Consider the following 15,467-nt stretch of genomic DNA (forward strand, 5'->3'; position numbering starts at 1 on the left):
AGTTTTAACCGTAATGGCGAAGCCCGGCAGCCCGCGTCCTTTAGACCAGCTGCCGGGTACTTCGGTGGGGAAAGCTTATTTCAGGTCCTCGATGGATGCGCCGAAATTGATATGCAGCACATTTCCGTTGGGTGTTACAAGGGCGGGAACGGATTTGAGGCCAAGGGCTTCCGCTTCGCCCACCCTGTTCTTCTGATCACCGAGGTGCACTACTTCAACGTTTTCTGCGCCAACAAGGTTGATGATGTCGTGTTCCGCGCTCACACAAACCGGGCAGCCTGCGTGATAAAATACCGATTTTGCCATGATTTATTTATTTAAAGGAGTGAAAGAACTTTGTATCACGACACAAAATTACCCTACATTTGGACCAGCCAAATGATACAGTTTTCATAAAAACGGGTAGTCCAGATGCTCAGACCCTGGAAGCTGGAAATCCAGCTCAACGATAAGTCCGGCAAAGCCGTGTACCTCCAGATCGCCGATGCGATCGTGGCCGATATTCAATCCGGCAGGCTGAAAGGCGGCACCGCCCTGCCAGGGAGCCGCGCGATGGCGCATGGCCTCGGGGTGAACAGGAACACGATCGTGGAAGCGCTCAACGTGTTGTTGAACGAAGAATGGCTGGTATCGCGCGAGCGGAAAGGCACCTTCGTGGCGGATGTGCTGCCGGTGATCCGGAAGAGCAGGCCGGTTTCGGCTTTCCCTGCGCCCGCGCCCGCACCGCATTACCACATCAGCTTCGATGACGGCCACCCCGACAGCAAGATCGCGCCCATCGCCGAACTGGCGCGCGCCTACCGGCAAATTTTCCAGCGCAAAGCAAAATGGCAACTTATGGGCTACGGCAGTGAGCTGGGCGATTCCGGGTTCCGCCATGCGATTGTGCAGATGCTCAACCAGAAACGCGGCATGCAGGTAAATGAACAGCAGCTTTGCATCACGCGGGGCAGCCAGATGGCCATGTACCTTACGGCTCAATGCCTGCTGGAAAAAGACAGCTGTGTGATGGTGGAAAACCCCGGCTACCAGCCCGCCTGGAAAGCCTTCCGGCATGCCGGCGCCAGGGTGCTGCCCGTGCGCGTAGACGCGGAAGGCCTCGTGATCGCCGACGTGGAAGCGCACCTGCGGTCGGGGCAACCCATCAGAGCCCTGTACACCACGCCCCACCATCAATACCCGACCACCGTTACCCTGAGCCTGCAGAGAAGGCTGGAGCTGATCCGGTTGTCGAACCAGCACGGGTTTACCATCATCGAAGACGATTACGACAACGAATTCCATTTCGGCTACCGGCCCGTGTTGCCGCTGTCGAGTTACGGGGAGTTGAAACGTTTCGTTTACATCGGCACGATGAGCAAAGTGGTGGCCCCGGCGCTACGGATCGGCTATCTCGCCAGCAATTTACCCGGCCTCATGGAGAAAGTGAGTGACCTGCGGAAGATCATCGATGTGCAGGGCGATGCCATCATGGAGCAGGCTGTACTGCAGCTCATCAGCGACGGCACCATCAAACGCCACCTCAAAAAAGCGACGCAATATTATAAATCCCGGTGCGAAACGGCCGTGGCGCTGCTCCACAAGCACCTCCGGCACAAGGCTACCTTCTCCCCGCCCGACGGTGGTCTTGCGATCTGGATCGTACCCGTTAAGCCACCCGACTGGCGGAAAGTATCCGAAAAACTGCAGGCCCAAGGCATTCGGATCATCACACCCGATGTTTACAGCTGCGGCAAAACGATCAACGGGTTGAGGCTGAGTTACGGCTCCGTTTCCGGGGAGCAAATGGAAGAAGGGCTCAAAGCGCTGGCGGCGCTGTTGTAATCATTGCTGTCGGGTGAGAAAATACCTATTTGTGCATTTTGAAAAGTCCCATTACGGAGTGCCATCTTTTACCATCCGGTCCATATTCGGCGTTTGGACGTCGGAATTACCGAGGGCGCGGATGGTATTGAAGCGTTGATCGTCGGTCAGCAATACGAGCACCTTGTATCGCTTGTCCCGCTGCGCCGTTGCGGACAGGTGCATCATCAAAAAATACAGCCGATAAAAAACTGAAAACGGGTGTTCGCATGGGTGGAATTTAACAACAAGCTGTACAAGTCTGCCTTCACAAGGTTATATTTTATTGGCGGTATTTCGTAACAAATTACCCCAAATAGCGCAGGCCCCGCAAATTGATGCGAGGCCTGCTTTTCCGGAGGTTTTTCATGCTTATTATTTCCAACCGCCGCCCAGCGCGCGATACACGCCCACCAGGGCCTGCATCTGCTGCAATTGGGTTTCGATCAGCTCGAATTTCGATTCCAGCGCATCGCGCTGCGTCAGGAGCACTTCCATGTAATCCGCGCGGGCGGAGGCGAAGAGGCTGCTGGAGATGTCGATAGACTGGGTGAGCGCGTCCACCTGTTTCACCTGCAATGCGCTTCGCTTATCCAGGTTACCGATTTTCGACAGCTGGTTCACCACTTCCACATAGGCGTTCAGGATCGTGCGCTCGTATTCGTACACCGACTGGATCTGTTTCGCATTCGCGTTGTAATAGGCCGCTTTAATGGCGTTCCGGTTCACGAGCGGCGCCGCCAGGTCGCCGGCGAGCGAATACAGCAGCGACTCCGGTGTTTTAACGAGGTACGATGGATTGAAAGCCCTAAAGCCAACGCCCGCCGTAATCCCCAACGAGGGATAAAACTGCGCACGGGCCGACTTCACATCGAGCTTCGCCGCCGCCAGGTTCAATTCCGCCTGCCGGATGTCGGGTCGGTTGGCCAGCAGATCTGCCGGGATGCCGACGGCGATCTTTGCCGCGGCGCTGCCGAATAGCTGATCGTTCCGGCGGACTGGCCGCGGGTAACGGCCCGCCAGGAAATTGATCTTGTTTTCGGTTTCGGTGATGCGCTGCAGGATGTCGAAACGAAGGCTTTGCGTCCGCAGCACTTCCGCTTCAAATTTCCGCACCGCCAGCTCCGTTACCCGGGTGGCTTCCTTCTGCAATTTCACGACTTCCAGCGCATTCGTCTGGATAGCGATATTCTGATCCACGATCTCCAGTTGCTTGTCGAGTGCGAGCAGTTCATAATACGAAGCGGCGATTTCGGCGATAAGGTTGGTCACCACGAAGTTCCGCCCTTCCACGGTAGCGAGGTACCGCGCGGCGGCGGCGTTTTTCGCATTGCGCAGCTTGTGCCAGATATCGGCTTCCCAGCTGGCGAACGCTCCCACGAGGAAGTCGCCCAGGGGTTCGGGCATTTCTTTCCCTTCCTTGATGTCCGTATTGGCATCATTGGCGCCCTGGCTGGTATAGCGGCCCACTTTTTCTGCGCCCGCGCCCACGCGGAGCCCTACGGAAGGCAGGTATTCGCCTTTCCGGGCGCGCACTTCATTCCGCGAAATCTCAATTTCCTGCAGCACGATGTTCAGTTCCTGGTTCCGCTGCAACGCCGTATCGATGAGCGATGTCAGGTCGGCGTCGGCGAAGAAATCCTTCCAGGCCACGGGAGCCGTGCTGGCGCCGGGCGTGCCATTGAATGCGGCCGGCACGTTTTTATCCGCCTCCCTGCCCGTTAACGCGGGAATTTTGCACGCCGTGTAAGTCAGGCTGGTGGCGCCGAGCAGGATGTAAGTAAAATATCGACGTTTAAACATTGTGTTCTAATTCTTCTGTTAAAGGATTTTCTTCTTCGTCGCGGATCAGCTTACGTTTTTCCGCGATGCGACCGAAGATGTAATACAGGCCGGGGATGACGAGCACCCCGCCCAGGGTCCCCAGGATCATGCCGCCGGCCGAAGCCGCGCCGATGGTCCGGTTGCCGATGGCGCCGGGGCCCGTGGCAAACACCAGCGGTATCAGCCCGGCGATAAATGCCAGCGACGTCATGAGGATCGGGCGGAAACGCACCCTTGCCCCTTCGATCGCCGCTTCCAGCACGGACATGCCCGCCCGGTGCTTCTGCACGGCGAATTCCACGATAAGCACCGCGTTCTTGCCCAGCAAGCCTACAAGCATCACCAGACCCACCTGCGCGTAAATATCGTTGGCCAGCCCCATCGCTTTTACCAGCAGGAACGCGCCGAACACGCCCGCAGGCAACGACAGCACCACCGCCAGCGGAAGAATAAAACTCTCATATTGCGCCGCCAATATCAGGTACACGAATGCCAGCACGATAAGGAAAATGTACAACGCTTCGTTGCCGCGTTCCGATTCATCTTTCGACAATCCTTCCCAATCGATATCGTACCCGCGCGGCAGGGTCTGCGCCGCCACTTCCCGGATCGCTTCAATGGCCTCGCCGCTGCTGTATCCCGCCGCGGGCTCGCCTCGGATGGCGGAAGACGTATACATATTATACCGCGTGATCTCGTTCAGCCCATGCGTTTTTCGGATGGACATGAACGCCGAATACGGCACCATTTCGTCGCGGTCGTTTTTTACATACAATTTCATCAGGTCATCCGGCAGCGCGCGGTATTCCGGCGAAGCCTGCACATACACTTTCAAGGCCGTGCCGAAACGCACAAACCCCAGCTCATACGTACTTCCGATCAAAATCGACAGGTTATCCATGGCCTTGCCGATGGAAACACCCTTCTGCATGGCGGCTTTATTATCGATCTGCAGCTCGTATTGCGGATAGTTGGCACTGAAAAACGTGAAAAGGCCTGTCAGCTCTTTCCGCTTTTCGAGCGCGGCCATGAAGTCGTCGTTCACTTTCTCCAGCTCTTTGTAATCGTCGTTGTTGGTCTTATCGAGCAGGCGCAGCGCAAAACCGCCCGCGGCGCCGTATCCCGGCACGGCAGGCGGACCGAAAAACTCGATCGTGGCGCCGGGGATCTCGTGCGCTTTTTCTTCCAGCTCTTCGATGATCTCGGTGACGTTGTGCTTGCGCTCCGACCAGTCTTTCAGGTTGATCAAACAGGTACCGGCATTGGAACCGCGCCCTTCCGTCAACACTTCATACCCCGCCAAAGCCGACACGGAACGGATCCCGTCCACTTTTTCGGCGATCTCCTGCAACTTCCGCGCGATCTCGTTGGTACGCTCGAGCGTGGAACCGGGAGGCGTCTGGATGATGGCGTATATCATCCCCTGATCTTCGTTCGGGATAAAACCGCTGGGCAGGTTTTTCGAGATACCGAAAATCCCCACGCCGCAGCCGATGAGCACGGCCCAGGTGATCACCCGCCGGTTGACGATCACGCGCAGCAACTTTTCGTACCGGCCGGTCAGTTTGCCGAATGCGCGGTTGAAACCGTCGATGAACTTGTCGACGGGGTTTTTCTTCTTCGGTTTGCCATGATTATTTTTCAGGATCATCGCACACAACACCGGCGTGAGCGTCAGCGCCACAACGCCGGACAGTACGATGGAAGTGGCCATGGTCACGGCGAATTGCCGGTAAAAGATCCCCACCGGTCCTGACATGAACGCCACCGGGATAAATACCGCCGCCATCACAAACGTGATCGCCACGATGGCGCCGCTGATCTCGTGCACCACTTTCACCGTGGCGGCGTAGGGCGATAAATGCTCTTCTTCCATCTTCGCATGCACGGCTTCGATCACTACGATCGCATTATCTACCACGATGCCGATGGCTAATACCAGCGCGAACAAGGTGATGAGGTTGATCGTGAGCCCGAACATCTGCATAAAGAAAAACGCGCCCACCAGCGACACGGGCACCGCCAGAGTCGGTATGAGCGTAGAGCGCCAGTCGCCCAGGAAGATGAACACCACGATGGCCACGAGGATGAACGCCTCGCCCAGCGTGTGGATCACTTTTTCGATGGACGCGTCGAGGAAGCTGGACACGTCGTAGCTGATTTCATAATCCATCCCCGGCGGGAAGTCGGCTTTGATGGACGCCAGTTTGGCTTTGATATCCCGGATCACGTCGCTCGCGTTGCTGCCGTATGTTTGCTTGAGTACAATAGCGGCGGAGGGGTGGCCGTTAAGGTTGGAATAGATATCGTAGAATTCGCTACCAAATTCGACTTCGGCCACATCCTTGAGGTACAGCACTTCCCCTTCCGGGTTTGCGCGGATGATCACATCCTGGTACTGTTCGGGTTTGTTGTAACGGCCCTGGTAGGTGAGCACGTATTCCAGCGCTTCTGAGCGTTTGCCGTCGCTCCGCCCGAGCCGCCCTGGCGACCCGATGATGCTTTGGGTGGAGAGCGCTTCCATCACTTCTTCGGTAGAAACGTTATAGGCGCGCATCCTGTCAGGCTTCAGCCAGATGCGCATGGCGTACTGGCGGCTACCGAGGATCTGGGCGCTGCCGATGCCTTTCACGCGGCGCAGCTCCTGCAGGATGTTGATGTTGGCGTAGTTGTAAAGGAAGTTTTCATCGGCCTTGGGATCCTTGCTGTACACGTTCACATACATGAGCATGTTGGGCTGGAGGATGTTAACGATGATCCCTTCGCGTTGCACGAGCTCCGGCAACCGGCTGGTCACCTGCTCGATGCGGTTCTTGACGTTTACCACGGCCTGATTGGGATCCGTCCCGAGTTCGAACACTACCTGTATGTTGGCTTCACCGGCGCTCACGGCGTCGGAAGTCATGTATTTCATCCCCGGAACGCCGTTCACGGCTTTCTCCATGGGGATGAGCACCGATTGCACGAGCACGTCGGCGCTGGCGCCCGGATAGGCCACGCTCACGATCACGCGCGGAGGCGCAATCGAGGGGAATTGCGAGGTGGGCAGTGAAAAGATGGCCAGTACTCCCAGAAAGAGAATGAATATGGAGATGACGATCGCGAAGACCGGCCGTTTCATGAATATATTGAACATTCGATTGGCTGTTTAATGAGTTGGTGTATTATTCAGACGGCAGTACCAGCTGCGAAATGACGGAGCGGGGATTTTCGAAGTCGAACGCGATTTTATCGTTGTTCTTCACCTTGCGCAATCCTTCCAGCAGGATTTTCTCATCCCCCTTCAACCCCTCTTTCACCACAAAAAGATCGGGCATTTCGGCGCCGATGGTCACCGGGCGGAGCTGCACCGTATTGTTTTTGTCCACCACATATACATATTTGCGGTCCATGATCTCCAGCGTAGCCTTCTGCGGGATGATCACCGCGTTTTTCATTTGTTCGCGCACGAGGATGGAACCGGTTTCGCCGTGTCGGAGGAGCCCTTCGCTGTTCGGGAAAGTAGCCCTGAACGCGATGTTGCCCGTTTCATTGTTGAATTCCGCCTCTATGGTTTCCACCACGCCGGGATACTTGAATTCTTCTTTGTTGGCCATGCGCAGGTGTACGTTGATTTTTTCCTTCGGCTTGATGGCGGACGCATAATCCAGGTACTCCGCTTCCGATACATTAAAATACACCCACATGCGGCTGTTGTCGGAAAGACTGGTCAGCAGGTCGCCTTCTTCGACAAGGCTGCCGAGTTTGAGATGCAGGTGATTGATGATGCCGTCGAACGGTGCGCGGATCTCCGTGAAAGCGAGATGAACCTGGGCGAGGGCGAGCTCGGCTTTGGCTTTCTTCAGTTTGGCGTTGGCCATGGCCAGTTCGTTTTTCGACACCACGTTTTTATCCGCCAGCGACTTCGTATTCTGCACTTCGATTTCCGCGGCCTGGGCTTCGGCTTCCGCCTTGAGCAATTCGGCTTCGTAGAGCTTCGGCATGATGCGGAACAGGAGCTGGCCGGCTTTCACATGTTGTCCCTCGTCGACCAGGACATCCTGCAGGTACCCCTTTTCCTGGGCCCTCACTTCGATATTACGGATGGATTTGATCTGGCAAACATATTCGCGGGTGATGGTAGTGTCTGCCGTGAGCGGGCTCGTCACCAGCAGTTTGGACGCCGCTTCGTGATGTTCTTCTTTCGGATGGCAGCCGGTATGGCACAGGAGGGCACACAAGCCCGATAAAACGAGGATTTGTTTCATATGGAGTTTGAATCTGAAAACAGTTTTATTGAAGAAATGCTTCCCCGCAGGCATATGGAATGCCTGTCCGCGAATGGTCGCAGATGGAAGATGATGCAGGCCTCATCGGCTGTAACCAACCGTGGGGCGGGCGTTCCGGGTTCAAATCCGGATCACGCGCTGCACGATAAATTGGGCAGGAGACGCGTAGGAAAAATGTGGACAGAATGGGAGCGGTTCTTCTGGGTGAACGGCGGTGAGGCGGTTGGCGTCGGCAAAGAAGGAGGTCAGGATCAACCGGAAAAGGAGATGTTGTTTCCGGAAGGATTGTGTGTCTTCATCCTCCTGCGCTTCGAGGCCCTTTACTTTTTCGTAAGCCTCCCGGGCGTCTGGCGGCGTGGGGTTGCGGAACTGGTCTTCGTCGCAGTGTGTGTTGTCTGGAAATTCGTTGGCGGTGAGGTTGAGGAAATATTTTCCGGGGGAAAAACTGGCGGATTGATGGCATGTATGCGAATATCCTCCCAACAGGAGGATATATACCGATAGCATTAATCCGATCAACAAGCGTGTCATTTAGACTATTTAATTGTCGTGCCCGTTTTGCATGCCGGCGACGGCATTCCGATGAACGGGTGTAAAATTAAATGGATTACCGGCAAACTGCAAACCTCACCTCAAAAAAGAGGATTAATTTTTCCTTAAAAAGACCTTAAAAAACACATTTACATTATTTTCATGCGATTACATAATTCCAGGAACATTGCCGTATTTTTAAGCAAAACCCGGATTCATGCGCTTGTTTTCCCTGCTGCTCTCATCTATGGCCGTTTGGGCCGGCCCTTTGAAAGCTGCCACGTTGCACACGGGCTACGGGCAGCGTTATCCTACGCTGGCGGCAGCTGCCGCGGCAGCGGTTCCTGGAGATTCCATCCTGATTTACCCGGGCAATTATCCAGGCGATGTTTCGCTGGATGGATTGCAGGGCGCTCCCGGCCGGTGGATCTACATTTGCGCCGCGGACCCAGGTGCGGTGGTGTTTCAGGGTGGTGAAACCGCCTGGAGCGGCAGCGCCAATGCCTATCTGCATATATATGGAATGGTCTTCGAAAAGCAAACCGGCAACGGCCTTAATTTCGACGATGGCAACAACGCATCTTCCCCCGCGCACCACCTTGTTTTCGAGCAGTGCATTTTCCGGGACATGGCCGCAGCCGGCAATAACGATCTCCTCAAACTCTCCGGCGCCAGCGACTTCACTGTAATGCACTGTACTTTCCTGAACGGAGCGGCCGGCGGCAGCGGTATCGACATGGTGGGTTGCCATAACGGCTCCGTGTTCCAGTGCCGGTTCGAAAACCTCGGCGCCAACGGCGTGCAGATGAAAGGCGGCAGCGCAGACATCCGGGTGGAAGCCTGCCACTTTAAAAACGCCGGGAGCCGCGCCGTCAACCTCGGCGGCAGCACGGGCACAGCATACTTCCGGCCGGCAAACGCCACCTGGGAAGCAGCCCGTCTTACGGTGTGTGCCAACGTCTTCACCGAATCCGACGTACCGGTGGCCTTCGTCGGCTGTACCGAATCCACCGTCGTCAACAATACCATTTACAAACCCGCCCGCTGGGCCATCCGCATCCTGCAGGAAAACAAGGATACCGTTCGTTTCGCCAAATGCGGCGGCAACACTTTCCGGAACAACATTGTGTACACGGACGGCCGGCTGCGCGCCGCTTGCAGCGTTGGCCCCGGTACTGCTGCGGAGACATTCACCTTTTCCCACAACCTTTGGTTCCACACTGGCGATCCCGGATGGGAAGGGCCACAACTGCCGGCCCAGGAAAACGGGAGCGTCACCGGGAAAGACCCGCTCTTCCCGGATGCGGAACAGGGAAATTTCGCTATTCCGCCGGATAGCCCCGCCGCGGGAGCGGGGTTCCCGGCTACCGCGGCCGACCGCGACCATGCCCGTACCCGTTTCCGGTCGCCGCGGTCGATCGGTGCATTTGAAGTAAAAGAATGATGGCGGCGCCTTTTTTCAAACAGAATCTTATTAACTTCGGCGCAATAAGAAACGCTATATTATGAACTACGAAGAAATGGTTAAAACCAAAGCCGGTGAAATGGTGGAGAATTTAATCGCGGAAGTCCTCGGCAAAAAGGTTTTTGACATCCGGCACGATTACAATGACAGCGAACAGTGGGCCGTTATCACCACCCACACCGACGAAGACAATGAAATTTCTTTACGCGTTTACGGCAGCGACAAGTATTTCCTCTATTTCGGGCATTACGATGAGGACGATGATTTTCATGAATTGTTGCACCCCATCACCGACGACATAAAAAGCGCCATCCCGAAACCTTTGCAGAACGCACTGGAAAAAGTGCTGAGTGATGAACAGGGCATGCGGCTTCCAGGGAATTTTATTTCGAAATAACTGTTGAACATATTAGAAAGACCTGCCGGAAGGCGGGTCTTTTTTATGAAAAATTCTCCAAAACTTTCGCACCTACAACCCTTTTCAGTTGCTGACGGGAGTCTGTTCGCTATTCTGCATCTGCACATATGCTTCGAATTCTCCCACCGATGCCCTGCAACCCGTAGTCTGAATGTAATTATAAACAAAAAAGGCAGCACCGCACAAAGCGATGCTGCCGGAAGTATATATTACACCTGAATTACTGCGCGGATGGAACCAGTACGATTTTAAACGTCACCGGACCGGTTGGTCTGGCTCCCTGCCCACCATTTGCTCCCTGAACGGATAATGAAACATACCCGGGCTGATAGAAGAAGGTATAGCTGTACCCGTCATACACCTGCGGAAGCGCTTCATAATTAACGCCGTCGAACATTGCCGCAACGATCACTCCATCATTCTCGAATGATGTATTGTCGATTTCAGGCATATTGATGATCGCATTATAAGTGCCATCAGCCTGTGTGTACGTCCAATCAGCGACAGCCACTGTATGTACCACGGTGAAGTTGGGAATTACTTCGGTTGTATTATATTCCTTGGTACAGGCGGAAGTTACCATCACGCCCAGCAGGAGCAATAAAAGTGAGAATCTCTTCATATGGGTAGGTTTATACTTAATGAAATGCAAAAGGCATACCGGAATTGTTGTTTTTCCTACTATCCGCAACTTTTCCAAACCTTTAGCATCTGTCAAATACCCATAACATGTACCCGGACAGCTTTGTTTATAACCCCGGGGCAAGCTTCCGCCGCGGTCGCCTCATAGTCACCTTCCCCGGGAAACCTAGCCGTCTCCCCGTGTCCGCTGTTCATGAAATTTCTCCAGTTTTGTGAGCAGCTTAATCAGTTCCATTTTTTCTTCACTAGTTAGCGGTTCTGTAACGTTTCTGGAAGCCTGCCGGATGTTCTCCATACTCTCGTTCAGTAAACGCGTACCCTTTGCAGTGATGTGCAACATCCTGTTGCGCTTATCGATGTCGTTCGCAGTCTGCTCCACCAGCCCGTTATCAATCAACCGTTTCACGATTTGCATACCAGCCGATTTTTCATGAACGTTTAATCTGATCAATGCCGTTTTCGTCATACTGCCAAATGCGACGAGACTGATCAGGTAGATAAAATCATCCGGCGTAGAAAATTCAGTATCAGCGATCGCAGCCTTCGCCTGCAGCTTCGCATAGCGGTAGAGATGCACAAGACTGGTATTAATAACACTATCGGCTGACCGACCATTGGCTTTACCCTCCCATTCGGGCTCATCTGTGGCCATATGCCCCTGCCGCGCGGTGTATTGGTGGAGCCATCGGCTGAAATCGTAGACATCCGGACGCTCTTTGTCCATTTCCTGCTCATACATGCGCACAAGCCCTAAAATATCCGTTAAGAGATTATAGTACATAACCGTACAATTTGATATAAAATTAATCAATTTAGTGCACTTATACACTATTATTCAATAAAAACATATAAAACATGGGAACATTGGGTCATTTATGAACTAATTGGTATTATTTTTGACCAAATAAAGTACAAAAACACACTACCCATGACTACCAAAGTAACATCTGGAATTTTTAGAAAAACGGGAATGATTTGCACCGTTGCAGCTGCCATATTGTTCAGCGCCTGTGATAAAAATGATGACAAAGATGGCATGCCAGCTAACACAATTACCACAGTTGTTGTTACTGATGCCAATTTTTCACTGCTGGAAAGTGCATTAATCCACGCCGGTCTTACCGATGCATTGTCCGGAACAGGGCCCTTCACTGTATTTGCTCCTGACAATGCCGCTTTTGCCGCGGCAGGCCTCGAAACTGAAGCCAAAATCAAGGCCGTTCCTGCGGAGACGCTGAAGAAAATCTTATTGTATCATGTTGTCCCGCAAAAAATCTCTTCCTCTCAAATCGCCACTGCCAGCAATGTTGCCGTGAAAACAGCCAATGACCTAACTATCTACGTCACCAAAAACGGCAATGGTGTTTTTGTTAACGGCATTCCAGTAAAAAAGGCCGATGTTTCGGCAAGCAACGGCGTGATCCACGTTATCAACTCCGTGTTGATGCCACCGGCTGGCAACATCGTTGAAACAGCCGCAGCAAATCCCAACTTCAGTCTGTTGGTGGCTGCTGTAACAAGGGCCAGCCAGGGAAGCACAAATGTGGCACAGGTATTATCCGGCGAAGGGCCGCTTACGGTGTTTGCACCAACCAACCAGGCGTTTATCAACGCCGGATTCGCAAACGCAGCTGCGATCCAGGCGGCTGATCCCGCGGTGCTGACGAGCATACTAACTTACCACGTAGTACCGGGGAGAATTTTCTCCAGCGATCTGTCGGAAGGCGCCAAACCAGCGACAGCAAATGGAGGAACAGTAACCATTACCCTCGCGGGAGGTGCCAGGGTGAAAGGAAACGGGAATACGACTGCATCGGTCATCTCTCCCGCTAACCTCCTCACAACCAATGGCGTTATTCATGTAATCGACCACGTGCTGTTGCCATAGTGTTATCATCATGAATTTCCGTAGCCAAAGCGACTGCCGCTCAACCAGGCAGTTGCTTTGGTATTTTCCCTTTACCTAAATCCATCAACAAGTCATTCATGAACCTGACACTATCCTGTCTTTTATTGATTTCCAGCCTGATTGCCTGGAGCGTAGCCGCCGGTCAGCAAACGGGCCTGATAACCGGCATCGTGACAGATGTCAACACCGGTAAGCCATTACCAGGCGCCACCATAGTAATCGGCAACCTAACTAATCCCGCTTTCAGCGATACCGTGGGGCGCTACCGCGCGGTGGTACCCGTTGGTGCTTATCAGATTTCCGCCGCCAGCATCGGACACGCCACACAGATCAAGTATAATAACGTCGTCGGAAGCGGCAGTCCTCTGATTGTGAATTTTGAACTGACGCCACAGGCCACTAATCTCAATGAAGTCAGTATCAATTTCAGGAAAGGGAAATCCGCCGTAGCAGCAGACATGATCACCCCCTTGTCCGTCCAGCAGTTGACGACGGAGGAAATAAAAAGCAACCCTGGCGGAAACTTCGACGTTTCCAAAGTCGTCCAAACTTTACCTGGTGTAGGCATCAGCAACGGCGTGGGAGAGCGCAACGATATCATCATCCGCGGCGGCGCACCCAACGAAAATGTGTATTATCTTGATGGCATTGAGATTCCCGTACTCAACCATTTCCAGACACAGGGCAGCTCCGGTGGCGCACAGGGCATACTCAATATCTCATTTATTGAAAGCCTCAAATTGAGCTCTTCCGCATTCGATGCCCGATACGACAATGCCCTGGCTTCCACTTTTGTTATCCGGCAACGGGAGGGCAACTCAGAAAGGGTATCCGGTAATGCCCGCGTCAGTTTTACTGAAACGGCGCTCACGCTGGAAGGCCCGCTATCAAAACGTACAACTTTCCTGGCTTCTGCGCGCAAGTCCTATCTCAGCGTCTTGTTCAAGCTAATCGATCTGCCCATCAGGCCGGATTTTGATGACTTCCAGTACAAAGTAGTACACAGGCTGAACAGCAAAACCAAAATTACGGCGATAGGCCTGGGGGCCATCGATCGCTTCCGATTTGCAACTACCAAAGTCTCCACTCCCGAAAACATCTACACGCTGCGTTCCACTCCCTATATCGACCAATGGAATTATACAGTAGGATTCAACCTGAACAGACTGATCGGCAACGGTAGCATAAACCTTACCATCAGCCGTAACGCGTTTGATAACAATCTGAACAAATTTGAAGATGGCAAAAAAGATGAAAGCAAGCGAACCTTAAAAGTTGCATCCCGTGAAACGGAGAATAAGTTTCGTATCGACATCAACCGGTACCTGGGCGGATGGCGGTTGTCTGCCGGCATAATGGCTCAGTCGGTATTTTATCAGGGCGGACTTTTCAGTATTATTTCCGCAACAGTGAAAGATGCGCAGGGAAATGTAGTGTCGCCCGAAAAGGTACAGCGGTTTGACAGTAAGATTCATTTTTGGAAGTATGGCGCATTTGCACAAGCGTCCCGGGAAATGCTCGGCGAAAAATTGCTGGTATCCGGGGGCGTTCGCACAGATATGAATACGTTTACGCACGAGGGTAGCAATCCTTTGAAGACACTTTCTCCGCGGTTGTCTTTCTCCTATCACCTCACATCTAAATGGGATATTAACGCATCCGTCGGCACTTATTTCAAGATTCCGCCCTATACGATCCTGGGCTATCTGGATAATTATGGCGCAGCCGTCAATAACAACACGCGATATATTCAATCCACGCACTATGTGTTGGGAACGCAATTTTTACCCAGGAATGACCTGCGTTTTACATTCGAGACTTTTCACAAACAATACCGCCATTATCCCGTATCTGTCGCGAATGGCACTTCACTGGCCAACCAGGGGGCTGAATTTGCATCAGTAGGCAGCGAAGTTGTGCGAAGCGTTGGCGATGGGAAAACTTTCGGAGCAGAATTGTTTGTGCAGCAAAAGCTGGTCCGGAATTTTTTCTATGTCGCGAGTTATACGTTTGTCATTAGTCGATTTTCAGGCCTGGATGGCAAACTGATATCTTCCTCGTGGGATAACCGGCATCTGGTGTCCGCAACGCTTGGATACAAATTGAAAGGAAATTGGGATCTGGGTTTGAAGTATCGTTTTGCCGGCGGATCGCCATATACGCCTTTCGATCTGCAAAAATCCCGCGAAAATTACCTGTCGCTGGGAACGGGCATACCAGATTATTCACAATTGAATACGGAACGGCTTTCTGCATTTAGCCAGGTCGACTTCCGGGTCGACAAACGTTTCAATTTCAGGAAAACGGCGGTGAATTTCTATATTGACATTCAAAACATCCTAAAACGTCAAAACGACGATTTTCCGAAATATACTTTTAAAAGGAGCGGCGACAACACTGACTTTGAGACGATAGACGGAGCTCCGATCCGGCCAGACGGCTCCAATGCGCTGCCGACGATCCTGAAGACGGCGTCGGGCAATCTCATACCATCTTTCGGGGTAATTTTTGAATTTTAGCCCAGACAAAAAATCAATTGGTTTTGCTATGTACGAAGTAACCCGTTCC

General features: G+C 53.1%; 13 protein-coding genes. 5 read left to right on the plus strand and 8 right to left on the minus strand.

Annotated features, from left to right (window positions below; translation table 11 throughout):
- Positions 1 to 75: 75 nt before the first annotated feature.
- Positions 76 to 306, minus strand: coding sequence for a thioredoxin family protein (locus WJU16_RS09560; RefSeq protein ID WP_298717393.1), 231 nt, complete (start codon positions 304 to 306; stop codon positions 76 to 78).
- A 105-nt stretch (positions 307 to 411) separates the two neighbouring features.
- Between WJU16_RS09560 and WJU16_RS09565 the strand changes: the two genes are divergently transcribed.
- Positions 412 to 1,824 (plus strand): PLP-dependent aminotransferase family protein, encoded by a 1,413-nt coding sequence (locus WJU16_RS09565; RefSeq protein WP_341838093.1) that lies wholly within the window; start codon positions 412 to 414, stop codon positions 1,822 to 1,824.
- A gap of 51 nt (positions 1,825 to 1,875) precedes the next feature.
- Here the strand turns inward: WJU16_RS09565 and WJU16_RS09570 are convergent, their stop codons facing one another.
- The 5 genes from WJU16_RS09570 to WJU16_RS09590 form a co-directional block, all read right to left on the minus strand.
- Positions 1,876 to 2,031 carry a hypothetical protein gene (locus WJU16_RS09570; RefSeq protein ID WP_341838094.1) on the minus strand — a complete coding sequence of 52 codons (156 nt, stop codon included), beginning with the start codon at positions 2,029 to 2,031 and terminating at the stop codon, positions 1,876 to 1,878.
- A 186-nt stretch (positions 2,032 to 2,217) separates the two neighbouring features.
- Positions 2,218 to 3,645, minus strand: a complete 1,428-nt coding sequence (locus tag WJU16_RS09575) for a TolC family protein (RefSeq protein WP_341838095.1) — start codon at positions 3,643 to 3,645, stop codon at positions 2,218 to 2,220.
- A complete protein-coding gene (locus WJU16_RS09580; RefSeq protein ID WP_341838096.1) occupies positions 3,638 to 6,802 on the minus strand; it encodes an efflux RND transporter permease subunit in 3,165 nt (1,054 codons plus the stop codon). Before WJU16_RS09580 ends, WJU16_RS09575 begins: the two co-directional genes overlap by 8 nt.
- A gap of 28 nt (positions 6,803 to 6,830) precedes the next feature.
- Complete coding sequence (locus tag WJU16_RS09585) at positions 6,831 to 7,913, minus strand: efflux RND transporter periplasmic adaptor subunit (protein ID WP_341838097.1); 1,083 nt, start codon at positions 7,911 to 7,913, stop codon at positions 6,831 to 6,833.
- Positions 7,914 to 8,054: 141 nt separating this feature from the next.
- Positions 8,055 to 8,465, minus strand: a complete 411-nt coding sequence (locus WJU16_RS09590; protein WP_341838098.1) for a hypothetical protein — start codon at positions 8,463 to 8,465, stop codon at positions 8,055 to 8,057.
- Positions 8,466 to 8,682: 217 nt separating this feature from the next.
- Between WJU16_RS09590 and WJU16_RS09595 the strand changes: the two genes are divergently transcribed.
- Together WJU16_RS09595 and WJU16_RS09600 are read left to right on the plus strand one after the other, a co-directional pair.
- Positions 8,683 to 9,909 (plus strand): right-handed parallel beta-helix repeat-containing protein, encoded by a 1,227-nt coding sequence (locus tag WJU16_RS09595; RefSeq protein WP_341838099.1) that lies wholly within the window; start codon positions 8,683 to 8,685, stop codon positions 9,907 to 9,909.
- A gap of 61 nt (positions 9,910 to 9,970) precedes the next feature.
- Entirely contained in the window at positions 9,971 to 10,327 is a 357-nt protein-coding gene (locus tag WJU16_RS09600) for a hypothetical protein (protein WP_341838100.1), read from the plus strand.
- A gap of 241 nt (positions 10,328 to 10,568) precedes the next feature.
- On the opposite strand, the gene WJU16_RS09605 is transcribed toward WJU16_RS09600, so the two are convergent.
- Entirely contained in the window at positions 10,569 to 10,970 is a 402-nt protein-coding gene (locus WJU16_RS09605; protein ID WP_341838101.1) for a hypothetical protein, read from the minus strand.
- Positions 10,971 to 11,156: 186 nt separating this feature from the next.
- Positions 11,157 to 11,771, minus strand: coding sequence for a MarR family winged helix-turn-helix transcriptional regulator (locus tag WJU16_RS09610; protein WP_341838102.1), 615 nt, complete (start codon positions 11,769 to 11,771; stop codon positions 11,157 to 11,159).
- A gap of 147 nt (positions 11,772 to 11,918) precedes the next feature.
- On the opposite strand from WJU16_RS09610, the gene WJU16_RS09615 reads away from it, so the two are divergent.
- Positions 11,919 to 12,878 (plus strand): fasciclin domain-containing protein, encoded by a 960-nt coding sequence (locus tag WJU16_RS09615; RefSeq protein ID WP_341838103.1) that lies wholly within the window; start codon positions 11,919 to 11,921, stop codon positions 12,876 to 12,878.
- A 98-nt stretch (positions 12,879 to 12,976) separates the two neighbouring features.
- On the plus strand, positions 12,977 to 15,418 hold the full coding sequence (locus tag WJU16_RS09620; RefSeq protein ID WP_341838104.1) for a TonB-dependent receptor: 2,442 nt from the start codon (positions 12,977 to 12,979) through the stop codon (positions 15,416 to 15,418).
- Positions 15,419 to 15,467 lie beyond the last annotated feature (49 nt).

Source organism: Chitinophaga pollutisoli (assembly GCF_038396755.1).
Classification (GTDB): Bacteria; Bacteroidota; Bacteroidia; order Chitinophagales; family Chitinophagaceae; genus Chitinophaga; species Chitinophaga pollutisoli.

Excerpts from the sequence above, each read along its gene's own strand:
- WJU16_RS09560 (WP_298717393.1), bottom strand. The coding sequence starts at position 306 with ATGGCAAAATCGGTATTTTATCACGCAGGCTGCCCGGTTTGTGTGAGC.
- WJU16_RS09565 (WP_341838093.1), top strand. The coding sequence starts at position 412 with ATGCTCAGACCCTGGAAGCTGGAAATCCAGCTCAACGATAAGTCCGGC.
- WJU16_RS09570 (WP_341838094.1), bottom strand. The coding sequence starts at position 2,031 with ATGATGCACCTGTCCGCAACGGCGCAGCGGGACAAGCGATACAAGGTG.
- WJU16_RS09575 (WP_341838095.1), bottom strand. The coding sequence starts at position 3,645 with ATGTTTAAACGTCGATATTTTACTTACATCCTGCTCGGCGCCACCAGC.
- WJU16_RS09580 (WP_341838096.1), bottom strand. The coding sequence starts at position 6,802 with ATGTTCAATATATTCATGAAACGGCCGGTCTTCGCGATCGTCATCTCC.
- WJU16_RS09585 (WP_341838097.1), bottom strand. The coding sequence starts at position 7,913 with ATGAAACAAATCCTCGTTTTATCGGGCTTGTGTGCCCTCCTGTGCCAT.
- WJU16_RS09590 (WP_341838098.1), bottom strand. The coding sequence starts at position 8,465 with ATGACACGCTTGTTGATCGGATTAATGCTATCGGTATATATCCTCCTG.
- WJU16_RS09595 (WP_341838099.1), top strand. The coding sequence starts at position 8,683 with ATGCGCTTGTTTTCCCTGCTGCTCTCATCTATGGCCGTTTGGGCCGGC.
- WJU16_RS09600 (WP_341838100.1), top strand. The coding sequence starts at position 9,971 with ATGAACTACGAAGAAATGGTTAAAACCAAAGCCGGTGAAATGGTGGAG.
- WJU16_RS09605 (WP_341838101.1), bottom strand. The coding sequence starts at position 10,970 with ATGAAGAGATTCTCACTTTTATTGCTCCTGCTGGGCGTGATGGTAACT.
- WJU16_RS09610 (WP_341838102.1), bottom strand. The coding sequence starts at position 11,771 with ATGTACTATAATCTCTTAACGGATATTTTAGGGCTTGTGCGCATGTAT.
- WJU16_RS09615 (WP_341838103.1), top strand. The coding sequence starts at position 11,919 with ATGACTACCAAAGTAACATCTGGAATTTTTAGAAAAACGGGAATGATT.
- WJU16_RS09620 (WP_341838104.1), top strand. The coding sequence starts at position 12,977 with ATGAACCTGACACTATCCTGTCTTTTATTGATTTCCAGCCTGATTGCC.